The organism is Rubrivivax gelatinosus (assembly GCF_004340905.1).
Classification (GTDB): domain Bacteria; phylum Pseudomonadota; class Gammaproteobacteria; order Burkholderiales; family Burkholderiaceae_C; genus Rubrivivax; species Rubrivivax gelatinosus.
Genome location: NZ_SLXD01000014.1, coordinates 37,986 through 54,063, shown reverse-complemented (window position 1 = coordinate 54,063; position 16,078 = coordinate 37,986). Strand labels below are relative to the sequence as shown.

The window sequence follows — 16,078 nt, the reverse complement described above, 5'->3', positions numbered from 1 at the left end:
GATGACCGTGCACGTCCTGATCCTCTGCACCCACAACTCGGCGCGCAGCGTGCTCGCCGAGGGCATGCTGAACCACCTGGCCGCCCGGCTCGGCGCCGACGTGCGCGCGCACAGCGCCGGCAGCGCCCCCAGCGGGCGCATCAACCCGTTCGCGCTGCAAGCGCTGGCCAGCGCCGGCATCGCCACCGGCGCGTTCCGCAGCAAGAGCTGGGACGAGTTCAGCGCCGACGGCGCGCCGCCGCTGGACATCGTCATCACCGTCTGCGACAGCGCCGCGGCCGAGACCTGCCCGGTCTTCTTCGGCGCCCAAGGCCAGCCGCTGAAGGTGCACTGGGGCTACCCCGACCCGTCCAACGCCGAGGGCGGCGACGACGGAAAACGCCGCGCCTTCGAGCTGACGCGCCAGGCGATCGGCTACCGCATGCTGCAGCTGCTGCTGGCATTGCCGGTGGCCGGCGCGGACCCCGCCTCGCTGCAGGCCGCACTCGCCGAGATCGGCCGGAGCTGACGCCCATGACCACCGCCACCCTGCCCGCCCCGGCGCCGATGAGCCTGTTCGAACGCTGGCTGACGCTCTGGGTCGCGCTGTGCATCGTCGCCGGCATCGCGCTCGGCCAGCTGTTCCCGGGGCCGTTCCAGGCCATCGGCCGGCTCGAGTTCGCCCAGGTCAACCTGCCGGTCGGCCTGCTGATCTGGGTGATGATCATCCCGATGCTGCTGAAGGTCGACTTCGGCGCCATGCACCAGGTGCGCCGGCACTGGCGCGGCATCGGCATCACGCTGTTCGTCAACTGGGCCGTCAAACCCTTCTCGATGGCGCTGCTGGCCTGGATCTTCATCCGCCAGGTCTTCGCGCCCTGGCTGCCGGCCGAGCAGCTCGACAGTTATGTCGCCGGGCTGATCCTGCTCGCCGCGGCGCCCTGCACGGCGATGGTCTTCGTCTGGAGCCGGCTGACCAACGGCGACCCGATGTTCACGCTGAGCCAGGTGGCGCTGAACGACACGATCATGGTCTTCGCCTTCGCGCCCGTCGTCGGCCTGCTGCTGGGGCTGTCGGCGATCACCGTGCCCTGGGACACGCTGGTCACCTCGGTCGTGCTCTACATCGTGATCCCGGTGGTGCTGGCGCAGGCCTGGCGCAGCGCGCTGCTGCGCCGCGGCGGCCAGGCGGCGCTGGACGCGACGCTCGCGCGCATCGGCCCGTGGTCGATCGCCGCGCTGCTGGCGACGCTGGTGCTGCTGTTCGCCTTCCAGGGCGAGGCCATCATCGCGCAGCCGGCGGTGATCGCGATGCTGGCGGTGCCGATCCTGATCCAGGTCTTCTTCAACTCGGGACTCGCCTACTGGCTGAACCGCCGCGCCGGCGAGAGCCACGCGGTGGCCTGCCCGTCGGCGCTGATCGGCGCGAGCAACTTCTTCGAGCTGGCGGTGGCCGCGGCGATCAGCCTGTTCGGCTTCCAGTCGGGCGCGGCGCTGGCCACCGTCGTCGGCGTGCTGATCGAGGTGCCGGTGATGCTGCTGGTGGTGCGCCTCGTGAACCGCAGCAAACCCTGGTACGAGGCCGGGCTGCGGCGCGGCTGAATCAGCGCGCCTCGATCGCCTCGGGCGGCGTGTAGGCGCGGCGCGCCGCGTGCACGTCCTGGTGGTGCGCCTTGGCCCAGTCCAGCAGGCCGTGCATCGGCTGCAGGAACGAGGTGCCGAGCTCGGTCAGCGCGTAGTCCACACGCGGCGGCACCGTCGGGTAGACGGTGCGGCTGACCAGGCCGTCCTGCTCCAGCCGGCGCAGCGTCTGCGCCAGCATGCGCTGCGAGATGTCGGCGATGCGCGACTTCAGCACCGTGAAGCGCAGCGTGCCGCCTTCCTCCAGCGTGAACAGCACCAGCATGCTCCAGCGGTCGCCCAGACGTTCGAGCACGTCGCGGATCGGGCAGCAGTCGGCGTTGGGGTCCTTGGACTTGTGAAGCGACATCGAGAACTCCGCGGGGCTGGGGTCGGTAACACCGAGGTCACCAAGTGACCTTCGGCTCCCTTCTTGTGGAGCCGGCGCGTGATGATGGATCATTTCGGCACCAACACGCAAGTTGAGAGTTGGTTCCTTTCAAATACTAATGATCCGGGTGTCCCGCCCGCCTTCAACGGAGTCTCGTATGTCCCAGCTTCTCGTCACCGGCGCCTCGGGCCACTTCGGCCATCGTGTGCTGCAGCACCTGCTCGACACGCTGCACGTCGAGCCCGCACGCATCGTCGCCGCCTCGCGCCAGCCCGAACGCCTGGCCGCCTTCGCCGCGCGCGGCGTGGCCACGCGCCGCGCCGACTTCGACGACGCCGCGTCGCTGCCCGGTACCTTCGCCGGCATCGCCCGCGCGCTGATCGTCAGCACCGACGCGCTGGACCGCCCGGGCAAGCGCCTGGAGCAGCACCGCGCCGCCGTCGCCGCCGCCGAACGTGCCGGTGTCACCCACCTCGTCTACACCTCGATGCCCGGGCCGCACGACTCGCTGATCAGCTTCGCGCCCGACCACGCCGGCACCGAAGACGCCCTGGCCGCCAGCCGCGTGCCGGGCTGGACCATCCTGCGCAACCACTGGTACTTCGACAACCTGTTCCAGTCGCTGCCGGCGGTGCTGGCCCACGGCGGCCAGTGGTACAGCGCGGCGGGCGCCGGCAAGGTCGCCAACCTCTCGCGCGACGACCTGGCGCTGGCCGCGGCCACCGCGCTGGCCGGCAGCAACCAGAGCCGCGAGGTGTACACGCTGAGCGGCGAAGAAGCGCTGACGACGGCCGAGCAGGCCGAACGCATCGGCCGCGCGATCGGCCGCACGCTGACGGTGGTGCCGGTCACGGTGGCCGACCTGGAGCGCGGCATGGTCGCCGCCGGCCTGCCCGAGCCGGTGGCGCGCGCCTACGCCTCGTTCGACGCCAACACCGCCGCCGGCCGCGTCGGCACGGTGACCGGCGACTACCGCCGCCTCGTCGGCCGCGCGCCGCAGAGCTTCGACGCCTGGCTGGCCGAGAACGCCGCCGCGCTGCGCGGCTGAACACGCGCCGCGCCGGCTAGCATCGTCGTCCCGAACCCGACGGAGACCAACGATGGCTGAGGATTCGCTGCGCGTGGCCGTGATGGGCGCCGGCGCGGTGGGCTGCTACTTCGGCGGCATGCTCGCGCGCGCCGGCCACGAGGTCGTGCTGATCGGCCGCCCGGCGCACGTGCAGGCCATCGAGGCCGAGGGCCTGCGGCTGCAGACGCGCGCCTTCGACGAACGTGTGCAGGTCGCCGCCAGCGCCGACGTCGCCGCGGTGGCCGGCGCCTCGCTGGTGCTGTTCTGCGTGAAGTCGACCGACACCGAGGCCGCCGCCGCGTCGATGCTGCCGCACCTGGCGCCCGGCACGCTGGTGCTGAGCCTGCAGAACGGCGTCGACAACGCCGAGCGCCTGCGCACGCTGCTGCCGCAGCCGGTGCGCGCCGCGGTGGTCTACGTCGCCACCGAGATGGCCGGCCCGGGCCACGTGCGGCACCACGGCCGCGGCGAGCTGCTGGTCGAACCCGGCCGTGGCGGCGACGCCTGGGCCGAGGCTTTGCGCGCCGCCGGCGTGCCGGTGCAGGTGTCGGACGACGCGCGCCAGGCGCTGTGGGTCAAGCTGATCCTGAACTGCGCCTACAACGCGCTGTCGGCGATCGGCCAGGCGCCCTACGGCCGGCTGGTCGCCACCGACGGCGTGCCCGAGCTGATGCGCGAGGTGGTGCGCGAGTGCGTCGCCGTCGCCGCCGCCGACGGCGTCGAGATCCCGGCCGACATCGAGGCCACGGTGTTCGCACTGGCGCCGTCGATGCCGGGCCAGCGTTCGTCGACGGCGCAGGACCTGGCACGCGGCAAACACACCGAGATCGAGCACCTGAACGGCTACGTCGTGCGCTGCGGCCAGCGCCACGGCATCGCGACGCCGATGAACGCCATGCTGCGCACGCTGGTGCGGCTGATCGAGAGCGGACACGCGCCAGCCGCGTCTTGACACCTTCTTGATGCCGCCGCCCGCAGTCTTGCGACCGTCTTGACGGCCGCTGCGGGAGCATCCCTCCGACATTGAACGGAGGGGTCCATGGACCTGTTGTACCTCGTGACCGGGGCGGCGCTGTGGGCGCTGGCCTGGGCGCTGGCGCGCGGCTGCGCGCGACTCGAACGACGCCGGGGGCGAGCATGAGCCCTCAGGACTTGTCCGGGGCTCATTCCCGCTCGGCGGGACCGGCCGCCAGGCCGAAGGGTGCCCCGATGAACGCCTGGCTCTGGAGTGCCGCGGCACTGGCCGCCGGGCTGCTCGTCTACCTCGTCGCCGCGCTGCTGCGGCCGGAGGACTTCTCGTGAGCGGCGCCTGGCTGCAACTGGCCGTCTTCCTGCTCGTGCTGTTTGCCGCGGCCTGGCCGCTGGGGCGGGCGATCGAGGCGGTGATGGACGGCCGCTTCGCCCTCGGACAGCGCGTCGAGGCGCCGCTGTTCCGCCTGGCCGGCGTCGACCCCGCCGAGGACCAGCCCTGGACGCGCTACGCGCTCGGCCTGCTGGTCTTCAACGGCCTGGGGCTTCTGGCCGTCTACGCGCTGCAGCGCCTGCAGCCGATGCTGCCGCTGAACCCGCAGGACTGGCCCGCGGTGGCGCCCGACTCGGCGCTCAACACCGCGGTGAGCTTCGTCACCAACACCAACTGGCAGGGCTACGGCGGCGAGACGACGATGAGCCGGCTGACCCAGATGCTGGGCCTGGCGGTGCAGAACTTCCTGTCGGCGGCCACCGGCATCGCCGTCGCGGTGGCGCTGGCGCGCGGTTTCGCGCGCCGCACGGCCAGCGGCATCGGCAACGTCTGGGCCGACCTGACGCGCGCCACGCTGTGGGTCCTGCTGCCGCTGGCCTTCGTCGCGGCGCTGTTCTTCGTCTCGCAGGGCGTGGTGCAGACCTTCGCCGCCGACACCACGCTGAGCACCGTCGAAGGCCAGCAGCAGACGCTGGCGCTGGGCCCGGTGGCCTCGCAGGAGGCGATCAAGCTGCTGGGCACCAACGGCGGCGGCTACTTCAACGCCAACTCGGCGCACCCGTTCGAGAACCCGACGCCGCTGGCCAACGCGGTGCAGGTGCTGGCCATCCTGCTGATCCCGGCGGCGCTGTGTTTCGCCTTCGGCCGCATCGTCGGCGACGCGCGCCAGGGCTGGGCGCTGCTCGGCGCGATGACGCTGCTCTTCGTCGTCGCCGTCGTCGCCGTCACGCGGGCCGAGTACGCCGGCAACCCGCTGCTGCCGCCGTTGGGCGTGGACACCCTGCCCTCGGCGCTGCAGGCCGGCGGCAGCATGGAGGGCAAGGAAGTGCGCTTCGGCCTGGACGCCAGCGCGCTGTTCGCCGCGGTGACCACCGCCGCGAGCTGCGGCGCCGTCAACACGATGCACGACAGCCTGACGCCGCTGGGCGGCGCCGTGCCGCTGGTGCTGATGCAGCTCGGCGAGGTGGTCTTCGGCGGCGTCGGCTCGGGCCTGTACGGGATGCTGGTCTTCGCGCTGCTGGCGGTGTTCATCGCCGGGCTGATGATCGGCCGCACGCCCGAGTACCTGGGCAAGAAGATCGAGGCCCACGAGATGAAGCTGGTCTCGATCGCGATCCTGGTGACGCCGCTGCTGGTGCTGGGCGGCAGCGCGCTGGCGGCGAGCGTCGACGCCGGCCGCGCCGGCATCCTGAACCCCGGCGCGCACGGCTTCAGCGAGCTGCTGTACGCGCTGACCTCGGCGGCCAACAACAACGGCAGCGCCTTCGCCGGGCTGTCGGCCAACACGCCGTTCTACAACCTGCTGCTGGCCGTGGCGATGTGGCTGGGCCGCTTCGGCGTGCTGGTGCCGGTGCTGGCGCTGGCCGGCGCGCTGGCGGCCAAGCCGCGGCTGGCCGTCACGCGCGGCACGCTGCCGACGCACGGCCCGCTGTTCGTCGCCCTGCTGGTCGGCATCGTGCTGCTGGTCGGCCTGCTGAACTACGTGCCCGCGCTGGCACTCGGCCCGGTGGCCGAGCACCTGGCGCTGTGGGCGCGATGAGGAATCCGATGTCCCGCACTTCCCTGCCCCTGTTCGACGCGGCGCTGCTGCGTCCGGCGCTGGTCGACGCGCTGCGCAAGCTCGACCCGCGGGCCCAATGGCGCAACCCGGTGATGGCCGTGGTCTACGTCGGCAGCGCCTTCACCACCGCGCTGGCCGCGGCGAACCCCAGCCTGTTCTCGGTCGGCGTCGCCGCCTGGCTGTGGTTCACCCTGCTCTTCGCCAACCTCGCCGAGGCCCTGGCCGAAGGCCGCAGCAAGGCCCAGGCGGCGGCGCTGCGCGGCCTGAAGAAGAAGACCTGGGCCAAGAAGCTGGAACCCGGCAGCGCGCGCCACGAACGCAGCGCGATGCAATGGCACCCGGTCGAGGCCGAGACGCTGCGCAAGGGCGATGTCGTGCTCGTCGAGGCCGGCGACACCATGCCCGCCGACGGCGAGGTCGTCGACGGCGTCGCCTCGGTCGACGAGAGCGCGATCACCGGCGAGTCGGCGCCCGTCATCCGCGAGTCCGGCGGCGACTTCTCGGCCGTCACCGGCGGCACCCGCGTGCTGTCGGACTGGATCGTCGTGCGCGTCAGCGCCGACCCGGGCGAGACCTTCGTCGACCGCATGATCGCGATGGTCGAGAACGCGCGCCGCAGCAAGACGCCCAACGAGATCGCGCTGAGCATCCTGCTGGTCGCGCTGACCATCGTCTTCCTCGGCGTGGTCGCGACGCTGCTGCCGTTCTCGCGTTTCGCCGTCGACGCTGCCGGCGGCGGCGAGCCGGTGGACCTGGTGATGCTGGTGGCGCTGCTGGTGTGCCTGATCCCGACGACGATCGCCGGGCTGCTGTCGGCCATCGGCGTGGCCGGCATGAGCCGGCTGCTGCGCGCCAACGTCATCGCCACCTCGGGCCGCGCGGTCGAGGCCGCCGGCGACGTCGACGTGCTGCTGCTCGACAAGACCGGCACGATCACGCTGGGCAACCGCCAGGCCGCGGCCTTCCTGCCGGCGGCCGGCGTCACCGAGGCCGAGCTGGCCGACGCGGCGCAGCTCGCGTCGCTGGCCGACACCACGCCCGAAGGCCGCAGCATCGTCGTGCTCGCCAAGCGCCACGGCCTGCGCGAACGCGAGCTGGCGGCGCTCGACGCGGTCTTCGTGCCGTTCTCGGCGCAGACGCGCATGAGCGGCGTCGACCTGCCGGCCGGGCGCACGCTGCGCAAAGGCGCGGCCGACGCGCTGGCGCGCCACGTGCACGCGCTGGGCGGCGAGTTCCCGGCCGGGCTGCAGCCGCTCGTCGACGAGGTCGCGCGCCGCGGCAGCACGCCGCTGGTGGTGGCCGAGGGCGCGCGCGTGCTCGGCGTCGTCGAGCTCAAGGACGTCGTCAAGGGCGGCATCCGCGAGCGTTTCGCCGAGCTGCGCCGCATGGGCATCACGACGGTCATGGTCACCGGCGACAACCGCCTGACGGCCGCGGCCATCGCCGCCGAGGCCGGCGTCGACGACGTGCTCGCCGAGGCCACGCCGGAGGCCAAGCTGAAGCTGATCCGCGAGCACCAGGCCGCCGGCCGGCTGGTGGCGATGACCGGCGACGGCACCAACGACGCGCCGGCGCTGGCCCAGGCCGACGTCGCCGTGGCGATGAACACCGGCACCCAGGCCGCCAAGGAGGCCGGCAACATGGTCGACCTCGACAGCAACCCGACCAAGCTGATCGAGATCGTCGAGACCGGCAAGCAGCTCCTGATGACGCGCGGCGCGCTGACCACCTTCAGCGTCGCCAACGACGTCGCCAAGTACTTCGCCATCGTGCCGGCGGCCTTCGTCGGCAGCTACCCGCAGCTGGCGGCGCTGAACGTCATGCAGCTCGCCAGCCCGGCCTCGGCGGTGCTGTCGGCGGTGATCTTCAACGCGCTGATCATCGTCGGGCTGATCCCGCTGGCGCTGCGCGGCGTGGCCTACCGCCCGGTCGGCGCGGCGGCGCTGCTGCGCCGCAACCTGGCCGTCTACGGCCTGGGCGGCGTCGTCGTGCCCTTCGTGGGCATCAAGCTGATCGACCTGGGCCTGGCGGCCACGGGTCTGTTCTGAGGTGATCGTCATGAACTCCATGCTCCGTCCCGCGCTGGTGCTGTTCGCCGCGCTGTCCCTGGTCACCGGTCTGGCCTACCCGCTGGCGGTGACCGGCGTCGCCCGGCTCGCCTTCCCCTGGCAGGCCGAAGGCAGCCGGGTCGAACACGACGGCCGCGTCGTCGGCTCCGCGCTGATCGGCCAGTCCTTCACCGACCCCGGCCACTTCTGGAGCCGGCCGTCGGCCACCTCGCCGATGCCCTACAACGCCGCCAACTCGGCCGGCTCCAACCTCGGGCCCACGAACCCGGCGCTGGCCGACGCGGTGCGCGCACGCGTCGCCGCGCTGCGCGCCGCCGACCCCGGCAACGACGCGCCGGTGCCGGTGGATCTGGTCACCGCCTCGGCCAGCGGGCTGGACCCGGACATCAGCCGCGCCGCCGCCGAGTACCAGGCGGCCCGCGTGGCACGCGTGCGCCGCCTGCCCGAAGCCGAGCTGCGGGCCTTGATCGCGCGCCAGGCCGAGGAGCCCGCCTTCGGCCTCGGCGAGGCGCGTGTCAACGTGCTGAAGCTGAACCTGGCGCTGGACGAGCTGGCGCGCGCGGGGCACAGGTGAGCGCGCTGGGCGAAGTGCTGATGGCGCTGGCGGCGGTGCTGCTGCCGCTGGCCGGCGCCGCCGCCTGGCTGCGCCGCGAGCACCGCCGAGCGCGCGAGCGGCGTGGGAAGATCGCCGGCCGATGAACGAGCCGTCCCGTCCCGATCCGGACACCTTGCTGCGCGACGTGCAGCAGGACGAGGCCCGCGAGCGCCGCGGCCGGCTGAAGATCTTCTTCGGCGCCAGCGCCGGCGTCGGCAAGACCTGGGCGATGCTGGCCGCCGCGCGCGACGCGCTGGCGCGCGGCACGGCGTTGACCGTCGGCCTCGTCGAGACCCACTCGCGGCGCGACACCGCGGCCATGGCCGAGGGCCTGCCGCAGCTGCCGCGCAAGCGCTGCACTTACCGCGGCCGCGAGCTGGAGGAGTTCGACCTCGACGCCGCGCTGGCCTTCGGCGCCGCGCACGACGACGCGCTGGTGCTCGTCGACGAGCTGGCGCACAGCAACGTCGCCGGCTCGCGCCACCCCAAACGCTGGCAGGACGTCGAGGAGCTGCTGGCCGCCGGCATCGACGTCTGGACGACGATGAACGTCCAGCACCTGGAGAGCCTGAACGACGTCGTCGGCGGCATCACCGGCATCCGCGTGCGCGAGACCGTGCCCGACCGCGTCTTCGACGAGGCCGACGAGGTCGTCGTCGTCGACCTGCCGCCCGACGAACTGCTGGCGCGGCTGAAGGCCGGCAAGGTCTATCTGCCGCCGCAGGCCGAACGCGCCGCGGCGAACTTCTTCCGCAAGGGCAACCTGCTGGCGCTGCGCGAGCTGGCGCTGCGCCGCACCGCCGACCGCGTCGACGGCGAGATGCTCGCCTGGCGGCGCCGCAACCGCGTCGAGACCGTCTGGCCCAACCGCGAGGCGCTGCTGGCCGCCGTCGCGCCGGGCGGGCACGGCGAGACCGTCGTGCGCCGCTGCGCCCGGCTGGCCGCGCAGCTGGAGCTGCCCTGGCACGCGGTGATGGTCGAGACGCCGGCGCTGCAGCGCCTGGGGCCAGAGGCGCGGCGCGAGGCGCTGCAGCAACTCAAGCTCGCCGAGTCGCTGGGCGCGACGACCGCCACGCCCTCGGCGCCCGACGCCGCCGACGGCCTGGTGCGCTACGCGCGCGAGCACAACCTGTCGCGGCTGGTGCTGGGCCGTGGCCGCCGGGGGCTGCCCTGGCGGCGGCCGACCGTCGAGCGTGTCGCCGCGCTGGCCGGCGAGCTCGACGTGCTGCAGGTCGGCACGGCCGGCGCGCCGGCGCCGCGCGCCGCCGGCCCCGCCCCGGCCGCCGAAGGCGCCGGCTGGGCCGGCTACGCCGCCGCCGCCGGCGCCTGCGTGCTGACGGCGCTGGCGGCGACGCCGCTGCGCGACGTGCTCGAGCTCAGCAACATCGTGATGATCTTCCTGCTCGCCGTCGTCGGCGTCGGCCTGCGCTTCGGCCGCGGGCCGGCGGTGGCGGCGGCCTTCTTCGGCGTCGCGCTGTTCGACTTCTTCTTCGTGCAGCCGCGTTTCTCGTTCGCCGTCAGCGACGTGCAGTACCTCGTGACCTTCGGCGTCATGCTGGCAGTGGCGCTGGCCATCGGCCAGCTCACCGCCGGGCTCAAGGTGCAGGCCGCCGCGGCGATGCAGCGCGAGCGCCGCGTGCGCCGGCTCTACGAGATGACGCGCGACCTGTCGGCGGCGCTGCTGCCGGCGCAGGTGGCCGAGATCGGCGCGCGTTTCGTCGCCGCCGAGTTCGGCGCCCGCTGCGCGCTCTACGCCACCGACGAGCACGACACCCTGCAGCGCCTGCCCGGCGGCGAGGCCGAGGCCGACGAAGGCGTCGTGTCCTGGGCCTTCCGCCACGGCCGCGCCGCCGGCGCCGGCACCGACACGCTGCCGGCCAGCCGCTGCCTGGTGCTGCCGCTGAAGGCGCCGATGCGCCAGCGCGGCGTGCTCGCCATCGAAGCCGGCGACACCGCCGCGCTGGGCCCCGAGACGATGCGGCTGATGGAGACCTGCGCCTCGCTGCTGGCGATCTCGCTGGAGCGGCTGCACTACGTCGACGTGGCGCAGCAGAGCGCGCTGCAGATCGAGAGCGAGCGCCTGCGCAACTCGCTGCTGTCGGCGATCTCGCACGACCTGCGCACGCCGCTGGCGGCGCTGGTCGGCCTGGCCGACACGCTGGCGCTGGCGCCGCCGGGGCCGGCGCCGCGCGGCCTGGTCGACGCGATCCGCGAGTCGGCACGGCGCATGGCGGCGCTGGTCGGCAACCTGCTGGACATGGCGCGGCTGCAGGCCGGCGCGGTGCGCCTGCGCCGCGCCTGGCAGCCGCTGGAAGAGGTGGTCGGCAGCGCGCTGGCCGCCTGCCGCCCGGTGCTGCAGGGCCGGCCGGTGACGGTGGTGCTGGCCGACGGGCTGCCGCTGCTGTCGCTGGACGCAGTGCTGTTCGAGCGTGTGCTCGTCAACCTGCTGGAGAACGCCGCGCGCTACACGCCGGCCGGCAGCGCGCTGGCGATCCGCGCCGAGGCGCTGGACCAGAGCGTGCGCCTGGTCGTCGACGACCAGGGCCCGGGCCTGCCGCCGGGGCGCGAGGAGGCGCTGTTCGAGAAGTTCGAGCGTGGCGAACGCGAGAGCGCGACGCCCGGCGTCGGCCTGGGGCTGGCGATCTCGCGCGCCATCGTGCAGGCCCACGGTGGCACGATCCACGGTGCCAACCGCCTGGAAGGCGGCCGCGTCGCCGGCGCCCGCTTCACGATCGAGCTGCCGCGCGGCACGCCGCCCGAAGACGACGGCAGCGCCGCCGCCGCGGCCGACGAGGACATCCGATGACCGAACCCCGAGCCCGCGTGCTGATCGTCGAGGACGAAGCCGACATCCGCCGTTTCGTGCGCATGGCGCTGGAGAGCGAGGGCCACGAGGTGCACGAGGCCGAAGGCCTGCGCCGCGGGCTGATCGAAGCCGGCACGCGCCGCCCCGACCTGCTGGTCGTCGACCTGGGGCTGCCCGATGGCGACGGCGTCGACCTGATCCGCGACCTGCGCGGCTGGTCGGCGGCGCCGGTCATCGTGCTGTCGGCACGCGCCGCCGAGGACGACAAGATCGCCGCGCTGGACGCCGGTGCCGACGACTACCTCGTCAAACCCTTCGGCGCCGGCGAGCTGCTGGCGCGTGTGCGCGCCCAGCTGCGCCGCCGCGCGCTGCTGTCGCCCGACGACGGCCCGGTGCTGCGTTTCGGCGAGATCACGCTGGACCTGGCGCGCCGCAGCGTGCGCCGCGGCGACGAGGAGCTGCACCTGACGCCGATCGAATACAAGCTGCTCGGCTGCCTGGCGACGCAGCCCGACCGCGTCGTCACCCACCGCCAGCTGCTGAAAGCCGTCTGGGGCCCCGGCCACACCGAGGACACGCACTACGTGCGCGTGCACATGGCCAATCTGCGCAAGAAGATCGAGGCCCAGCCCTCGATGCCGGTGCACCTGCTGACCGAAGCCGGCATCGGCTACCGCTTCCGCGCCGGCGGCTGACCGCGCCGCGAGTGCGGAGATCGCCGGGCACGCGGCACCCGGCGAATAAGATGCTCGCAAACAGCATCTTCAAGAATCCGCATGTCACCGCAAGAAGTCCCGGCCGCCCTCAACGAACTGCTCGAAGCCGAACGCGCCGGCGCCTGGGTCGCGCGGCAGAGCGCCAGCGAAGCCGGCGACGCGGCGATGAAGGCGCTGCTGCAGGACATCCAGCACGACGAGGTGCGCTGGTGCGGCATGCTGATGCGCGCGGTGAGCACGCTCGGCGGCGAGCCCTCCAGCGCCGTCGGCGACTTCCGCCGCAAGGCGCTGGCGATCGAGGACCTGCACGAGCGACTGGTCTTCCTGAACAAGGGCCAGGCCTGGGTCGTGCGCCGGCTGGAGCGGCTGATCCCGGAGGTCGGCCACGCCGAGGTCAGGGCCGAGCTCGAAGCGATGCTGGCCGCGCACCGGCACAACATCGCCCGCGCCGAAGCCTTGTAGCCAGGCGTCAGCTCGGCGCCGGGCCCGGCACCACCACCCCGCGACATCCGGGGGCTTGGGTCGCGCCGCCGTCGCGGGCCCTGTACAAGAAGCCATGGATCCGCAAACCCTGCGCCCCCCGCCACCGCGCCGCTGGATGGCGCGCACGGTGTTCGTCCTGCTGGCCGCGGCCATCGGCGCGGCGGCCGTCGCGTGGTGGTTCGGCAGCCCCCGCCCGGCCGCGCCGCCGTCCGGGCCTGTCGTGTCCGGCCCCGCGCCGACGCAGGCGCCCGCCGCGTCGGCGGCGGCCGTCGCCGAACCCGATCCGCCGGCGCCGGCACAGCCGCTGGCCGAGGCGGACATCGTGCCGGCCCTGCAGGCGCTGATCGGCCGCGACGCGGTCGCGGGCCTGCTGCAGGCCACCGGCCTGGCGCAGCGCATCGTGCCACCGTCGACAACCTCGCGCGCCCTTCGGCACCGGCATCGATGTGGCCGGTGCAGCCGGCGGCGGGACGTTTCAGCGTCGTCGACACGACCGAAGGCGGCGCCCGGATCGCGCCCACGAACCCGCGGCGCTACGAGCCGCTGGTGGCGCTGGCCGAGCGCGTCGACCCGCACCAGCTGGCCGACTGGTACCGGCGCGCGCTGCCGCTGCTGCAGCCGGCCTACGAGGAACTGGGGTATCCCGGGCAGCGTTTCCATGCCCGGCTCGTGGTGGTGCTCGACCACCTGCTGGCCACGCCGGCGGCACCCCAGCCGCTGGCCGTGCGCCTGACCGAGGTGCGCGGGCCCCAGCCGTCCACGCGGCCCTGGGTGCGCTACGAGTACGCCGACCCGGCGCTCGAACAGGCCAGCGCCGGACGCAAGATCCTCTGGCGCGTGGGCCCGGAGAACCAGCGCCGGCTGATGCAGGTGCTGGCGGCGTTTCGCGACGAGATCCGCAGCACGCCGCGCTGAGCGCCCGCTACTGCAGCGTCCACACGTACTCCACCGTCGCGAAGCCGCCGACCGGGCGCCCGCGGGCGTCCAGGCCGGCGCTGAAGCGGCAGCGTCCCAGCGTGTCGACGGCGGCACGGTCGAGCAGGCCATGCTCGCGCGAGGGCCCGGAGCGCTGCAGCACGCGGGCGTCGATCACGCGCCCGCCGGCATCGACGCGAAAGCGGATGCGGGTGGTGCCGGTGGCCTCGGAGCGCAGGGCCGCACGCGGATACGCCGGGCGCGTGCACTGCGAAACCTCCAGCCGCGCCGGACGCGACAGGTCCGCCGGTGCTGAAGGCGGCGCTGCCGGGGCGGGCACCGGCGCTGGCGCTGCCGGGGCGACGACAACCGGCGTCGGCGGCGGCGCGCTGCGCTGCACCGTGATGGCCGGAGGCGGGAGCGGCGGCGGCCGCACGCGGATCTCGGGCGGTGGCACGAACGACGGCGGCGGCGGCAGCGCCGCAGGCGCAACGTCCAGCACCGGCGGGGGCGGCGGCGGCGGCGGCGGCGGCTCCAGGATGTCCACGGCCAGCGGCGGCGGCTCCAGGTCGACCCCGCGATGGCCCAGGCTCTGCACCAGCATCCACACCAGGACGCCGTGCAGGCCCGCCACCACGGCCAGCCCGGCGGGATGCCGCGCCCGGCGAGACGGGAAGGGAACTGCGACCGCCATGTCCGGTTGGTCGAGGCATGGCGACGAAAGTTTCGTCGGGTGAACCCGGGCGCGCCCAGGCCTGCCGGGATCTAGTATCGGACTTCGATAACGATGACCGATACCGTTCGAGACATCCTGCTGGCGTTCGTGCGCGTCCATGTGCTTCACCACGCGGCCGCGGAGCGCGTCTACGGCGCCGGCATGGCCGCGGAGCTGTCGCGCCACGGCTACCGGCTCAGCCCGGGCACGCTCTACCCCTTGCTGCACCGCCTGGAACTCGACGGCCTGCTGGTGAGCGAAACCGAAGTGGTGGCCGGCAAGCTGCGCAAGTACTACGTCGCCACCGACCATGGCCGGGCGGCGCTGGACGAACTGCGGCCCCGCCTGGCCGAGCTGGTGGGCGAGGCGCTTCCCGAGGACGAGTCCGATGCCCGCCTCCGACGATCGCGTTCCAGCCGCTGAACCGCCGCGCCGCGGCTCCGCGCTGGAGGTGCTGCTCGCTTTCCTCAAGCTCGGCCTCGGTTCGTTCGGCGGCCCGGTGGCGCACCTCGGCTACTTCCGAACCGAGTTCGTCGAGCGCCGGCGCTGGCTCGACGACAGGCGCTACGGCGACCTCGTGGCGCTGTGCCAGTTCCTGCCCGGGCCGGCGAGCAGCCAGGTCGGCATGGCGCTGGGCCTCGGACGCGCCGGCTGGGCCGGCGCGCTGGCGGCGTGGGCCGGATTCACCCTGCCGTCGGCGCTGGTGCTGATCCTCTTCGCCCAGGGCGTCGCCACGTTCCCGTCGCTGGCGGCGTCCGGCGCGGTGCACGGGCTCAAGGTCGTGGCGGTGGCCGTCGTCGCGCAGGCGGTCTGGGGCATGGCGAGGTCGCTGTGTCCGGACCGCCTGCGCGCCGGCATCGCCATCGCAGCAGCCCTCGTGGTGCTCGCCGTGCCCACGGCGGCCGGGCAGATCGCGGCCATCGTGCTGGGCGGGCTGGCCGGGCGCCACACCCAGGCGCCCGGGCAGCTGGCCGCGGCGACGCACCAGGACGGCAGCGTCGGGCGCCGCACGGGCGCGCTGCTGCTCGCGGCCTTCGCCGTGCTGCTGCTGCTCCTGCCGATGCTGGCAGCCGCCCATCCCTCGCCCTGGCTGGACGCCGTTGCCGTCTTCTACAAGGCGGGTGCGCTGGTCTTCGGCGGGGGCCACGTCGTGCTGCCGCTGCTGCAGGCAGGCGTGGTGCCGCCCGGATGGGTGGACAACGACAGCTTCCTGGCCGGCTACGGCGCGGCGCAGGCCGTGCCGGGGCCGCTGTTCACCTTCGCGGCCTACCTCGGCGCGGCCATGCCGGCCCCGCTGGGGGGCTGGACCGGCGGGCTGGCGCTGCTGGCCGTCGTCTTCGTTCCGGCCTTCCTGCTCGTGGCGGGGGCGCTGCCGTTCTGGGAGGCGATCCGCCGGCGTGATGGCGTCCGGCGCGCGATGGGCGGCGTCAATGCCGCGGTGGTCGGCATCCTCGGCGCGGCACTCTACGACCCGGTGTGGACGAGCGCGATCCACTCGCGCGCGGACTTCGGGCTGGCGCTGGCGGCGTTCGGCCTGCTCGTCTGCACCCGGACCTCACCCGCCATCGTCGTCGCGCTGGCGGCGGCAGCGGGATGGGCCCTCGGCAGCTAGGAGTCTTGCGCGGCAGAACCGTGTGGTTCCCGATGCTGCCTGGCACGGAGCCTGCGCCGAAGGGGCATGGCTGGAAGCGTCCGGC

The 16,078-nt window shown here is 73.8% G+C and carries 17 protein-coding genes; 15 read left to right on the top strand and 2 right to left on the bottom strand.

Translation table 11 applies throughout. The annotated features are described in order from the left end of the window. Position 1: 1 nt before the first annotated feature. Complete coding sequence (locus tag EV684_RS19750; protein WP_132649063.1) at positions 2 to 508, top strand: arsenate reductase ArsC; 507 nt, start codon at positions 2 to 4, stop codon at positions 506 to 508. 5 nt (positions 509 to 513) lie between these two features. Beyond that, positions 514 to 1,581, top strand: coding sequence for an ACR3 family arsenite efflux transporter (arsB, locus tag EV684_RS19745; RefSeq protein WP_132649062.1), 1,068 nt, complete (start codon positions 514 to 516; stop codon positions 1,579 to 1,581). Between the two features lies 1 nt (position 1,582). Here arsB and EV684_RS19740 read toward each other — a convergent pair whose 3' ends face one another. Further along, a complete protein-coding gene (locus EV684_RS19740; protein ID WP_132649061.1) occupies positions 1,583 to 1,969 on the bottom strand; it encodes a winged helix-turn-helix transcriptional regulator in 387 nt (128 codons plus the stop codon). Between the two features lie 178 nt (positions 1,970 to 2,147). On the opposite strand from EV684_RS19740, the gene EV684_RS19735 reads away from it, so the two are divergent. The 11 genes from EV684_RS19735 (at position 2,148) to EV684_RS24445 (ending at position 13,666) form a co-directional block, all read left to right on the top strand. Continuing rightward, on the top strand, positions 2,148 to 3,038 hold the full coding sequence (locus tag EV684_RS19735) for an SDR family oxidoreductase (RefSeq protein ID WP_132649060.1): 891 nt from the start codon (positions 2,148 to 2,150) through the stop codon (positions 3,036 to 3,038). A 52-nt stretch (positions 3,039 to 3,090) separates the two neighbouring features. Beyond that, a complete protein-coding gene (locus tag EV684_RS19730; RefSeq protein WP_132649059.1) occupies positions 3,091 to 4,011 on the top strand; it encodes a ketopantoate reductase family protein in 921 nt (306 codons plus the stop codon). 257 nt (positions 4,012 to 4,268) lie between these two features. Continuing rightward, positions 4,269 to 4,361, top strand: a complete 93-nt coding sequence (gene kdpF, locus EV684_RS19725; RefSeq protein ID WP_043783982.1) for a K(+)-transporting ATPase subunit F — start codon at positions 4,269 to 4,271, stop codon at positions 4,359 to 4,361. Continuing rightward, positions 4,358 to 6,061 (top strand): potassium-transporting ATPase subunit KdpA, encoded by a 1,704-nt coding sequence (gene kdpA, locus EV684_RS19720; RefSeq protein WP_132649058.1) that lies wholly within the window; start codon positions 4,358 to 4,360, stop codon positions 6,059 to 6,061. Before kdpF ends, kdpA begins: the two co-directional genes overlap by 4 nt. Positions 6,062 to 6,069: 8 nt before the next feature. Beyond that, the gene (kdpB, locus tag EV684_RS19715; RefSeq protein WP_132649057.1) at positions 6,070 to 8,130 is read left to right on the top strand and encodes a potassium-transporting ATPase subunit KdpB; all 2,061 of its coding nucleotides are present in this window, start codon (positions 6,070 to 6,072) and stop codon (positions 8,128 to 8,130) included. Positions 8,131 to 8,140: 10 nt separating this feature from the next. Further along, positions 8,141 to 8,725 (top strand): potassium-transporting ATPase subunit KdpC, encoded by a 585-nt coding sequence (gene kdpC / locus EV684_RS19710; protein ID WP_132649056.1) that lies wholly within the window; start codon positions 8,141 to 8,143, stop codon positions 8,723 to 8,725. Next, a complete protein-coding gene (locus EV684_RS24560) occupies positions 8,722 to 8,850 on the top strand; it encodes a hypothetical protein (RefSeq protein ID WP_259375559.1) in 129 nt (42 codons plus the stop codon). The genes kdpC and EV684_RS24560 overlap by 4 nt, the downstream gene beginning before the upstream one ends. Further along, positions 8,847 to 11,552, top strand: coding sequence for a DUF4118 domain-containing protein (locus tag EV684_RS19705; RefSeq protein WP_132649055.1), 2,706 nt, complete (start codon positions 8,847 to 8,849; stop codon positions 11,550 to 11,552). Before EV684_RS24560 ends, EV684_RS19705 begins: the two co-directional genes overlap by 4 nt. Beyond that, the gene (kdpE, locus tag EV684_RS19700; RefSeq protein ID WP_132649054.1) at positions 11,549 to 12,247 is read left to right on the top strand and encodes a two-component system response regulator KdpE; all 699 of its coding nucleotides are present in this window, start codon (positions 11,549 to 11,551) and stop codon (positions 12,245 to 12,247) included. Before EV684_RS19705 ends, kdpE begins: the two co-directional genes overlap by 4 nt. A gap of 81 nt (positions 12,248 to 12,328) precedes the next feature. Further along, positions 12,329 to 12,730: a DUF6306 domain-containing protein gene (locus EV684_RS19695; protein WP_132649053.1), complete on the top strand. Its 402-nt coding sequence runs from the start codon at positions 12,329 to 12,331 to the stop codon at positions 12,728 to 12,730. A gap of 465 nt (positions 12,731 to 13,195) precedes the next feature. After that, complete coding sequence (locus EV684_RS24445; protein ID WP_132649052.1) at positions 13,196 to 13,666, top strand: DUF3014 domain-containing protein; 471 nt, start codon at positions 13,196 to 13,198, stop codon at positions 13,664 to 13,666. Positions 13,667 to 13,673: 7 nt separating this feature from the next. Here EV684_RS24445 and EV684_RS19685 read toward each other — a convergent pair whose 3' ends face one another. Continuing rightward, positions 13,674 to 14,360: an energy transducer TonB gene (locus tag EV684_RS19685; RefSeq protein ID WP_132649051.1), complete on the bottom strand. Its 687-nt coding sequence runs from the start codon at positions 14,358 to 14,360 to the stop codon at positions 13,674 to 13,676. A gap of 93 nt (positions 14,361 to 14,453) precedes the next feature. Here EV684_RS19685 and EV684_RS19680 point away from each other — a divergent pair, with 93 nt between their 5' ends. Both EV684_RS19680 and chrA read left to right on the top strand, forming a co-directional pair. After that, positions 14,454 to 14,804 carry a PadR family transcriptional regulator gene (locus tag EV684_RS19680; protein ID WP_132649050.1) on the top strand — a complete coding sequence of 117 codons (351 nt, stop codon included), beginning with the start codon at positions 14,454 to 14,456 and terminating at the stop codon, positions 14,802 to 14,804. Further along, a complete protein-coding gene (chrA, locus tag EV684_RS19675; RefSeq protein ID WP_132649049.1) occupies positions 14,770 to 15,993 on the top strand; it encodes a chromate efflux transporter in 1,224 nt (407 codons plus the stop codon). Before EV684_RS19680 ends, chrA begins: the two co-directional genes overlap by 35 nt. The last annotated feature ends 85 nt before the right edge of the window (positions 15,994 to 16,078 follow it).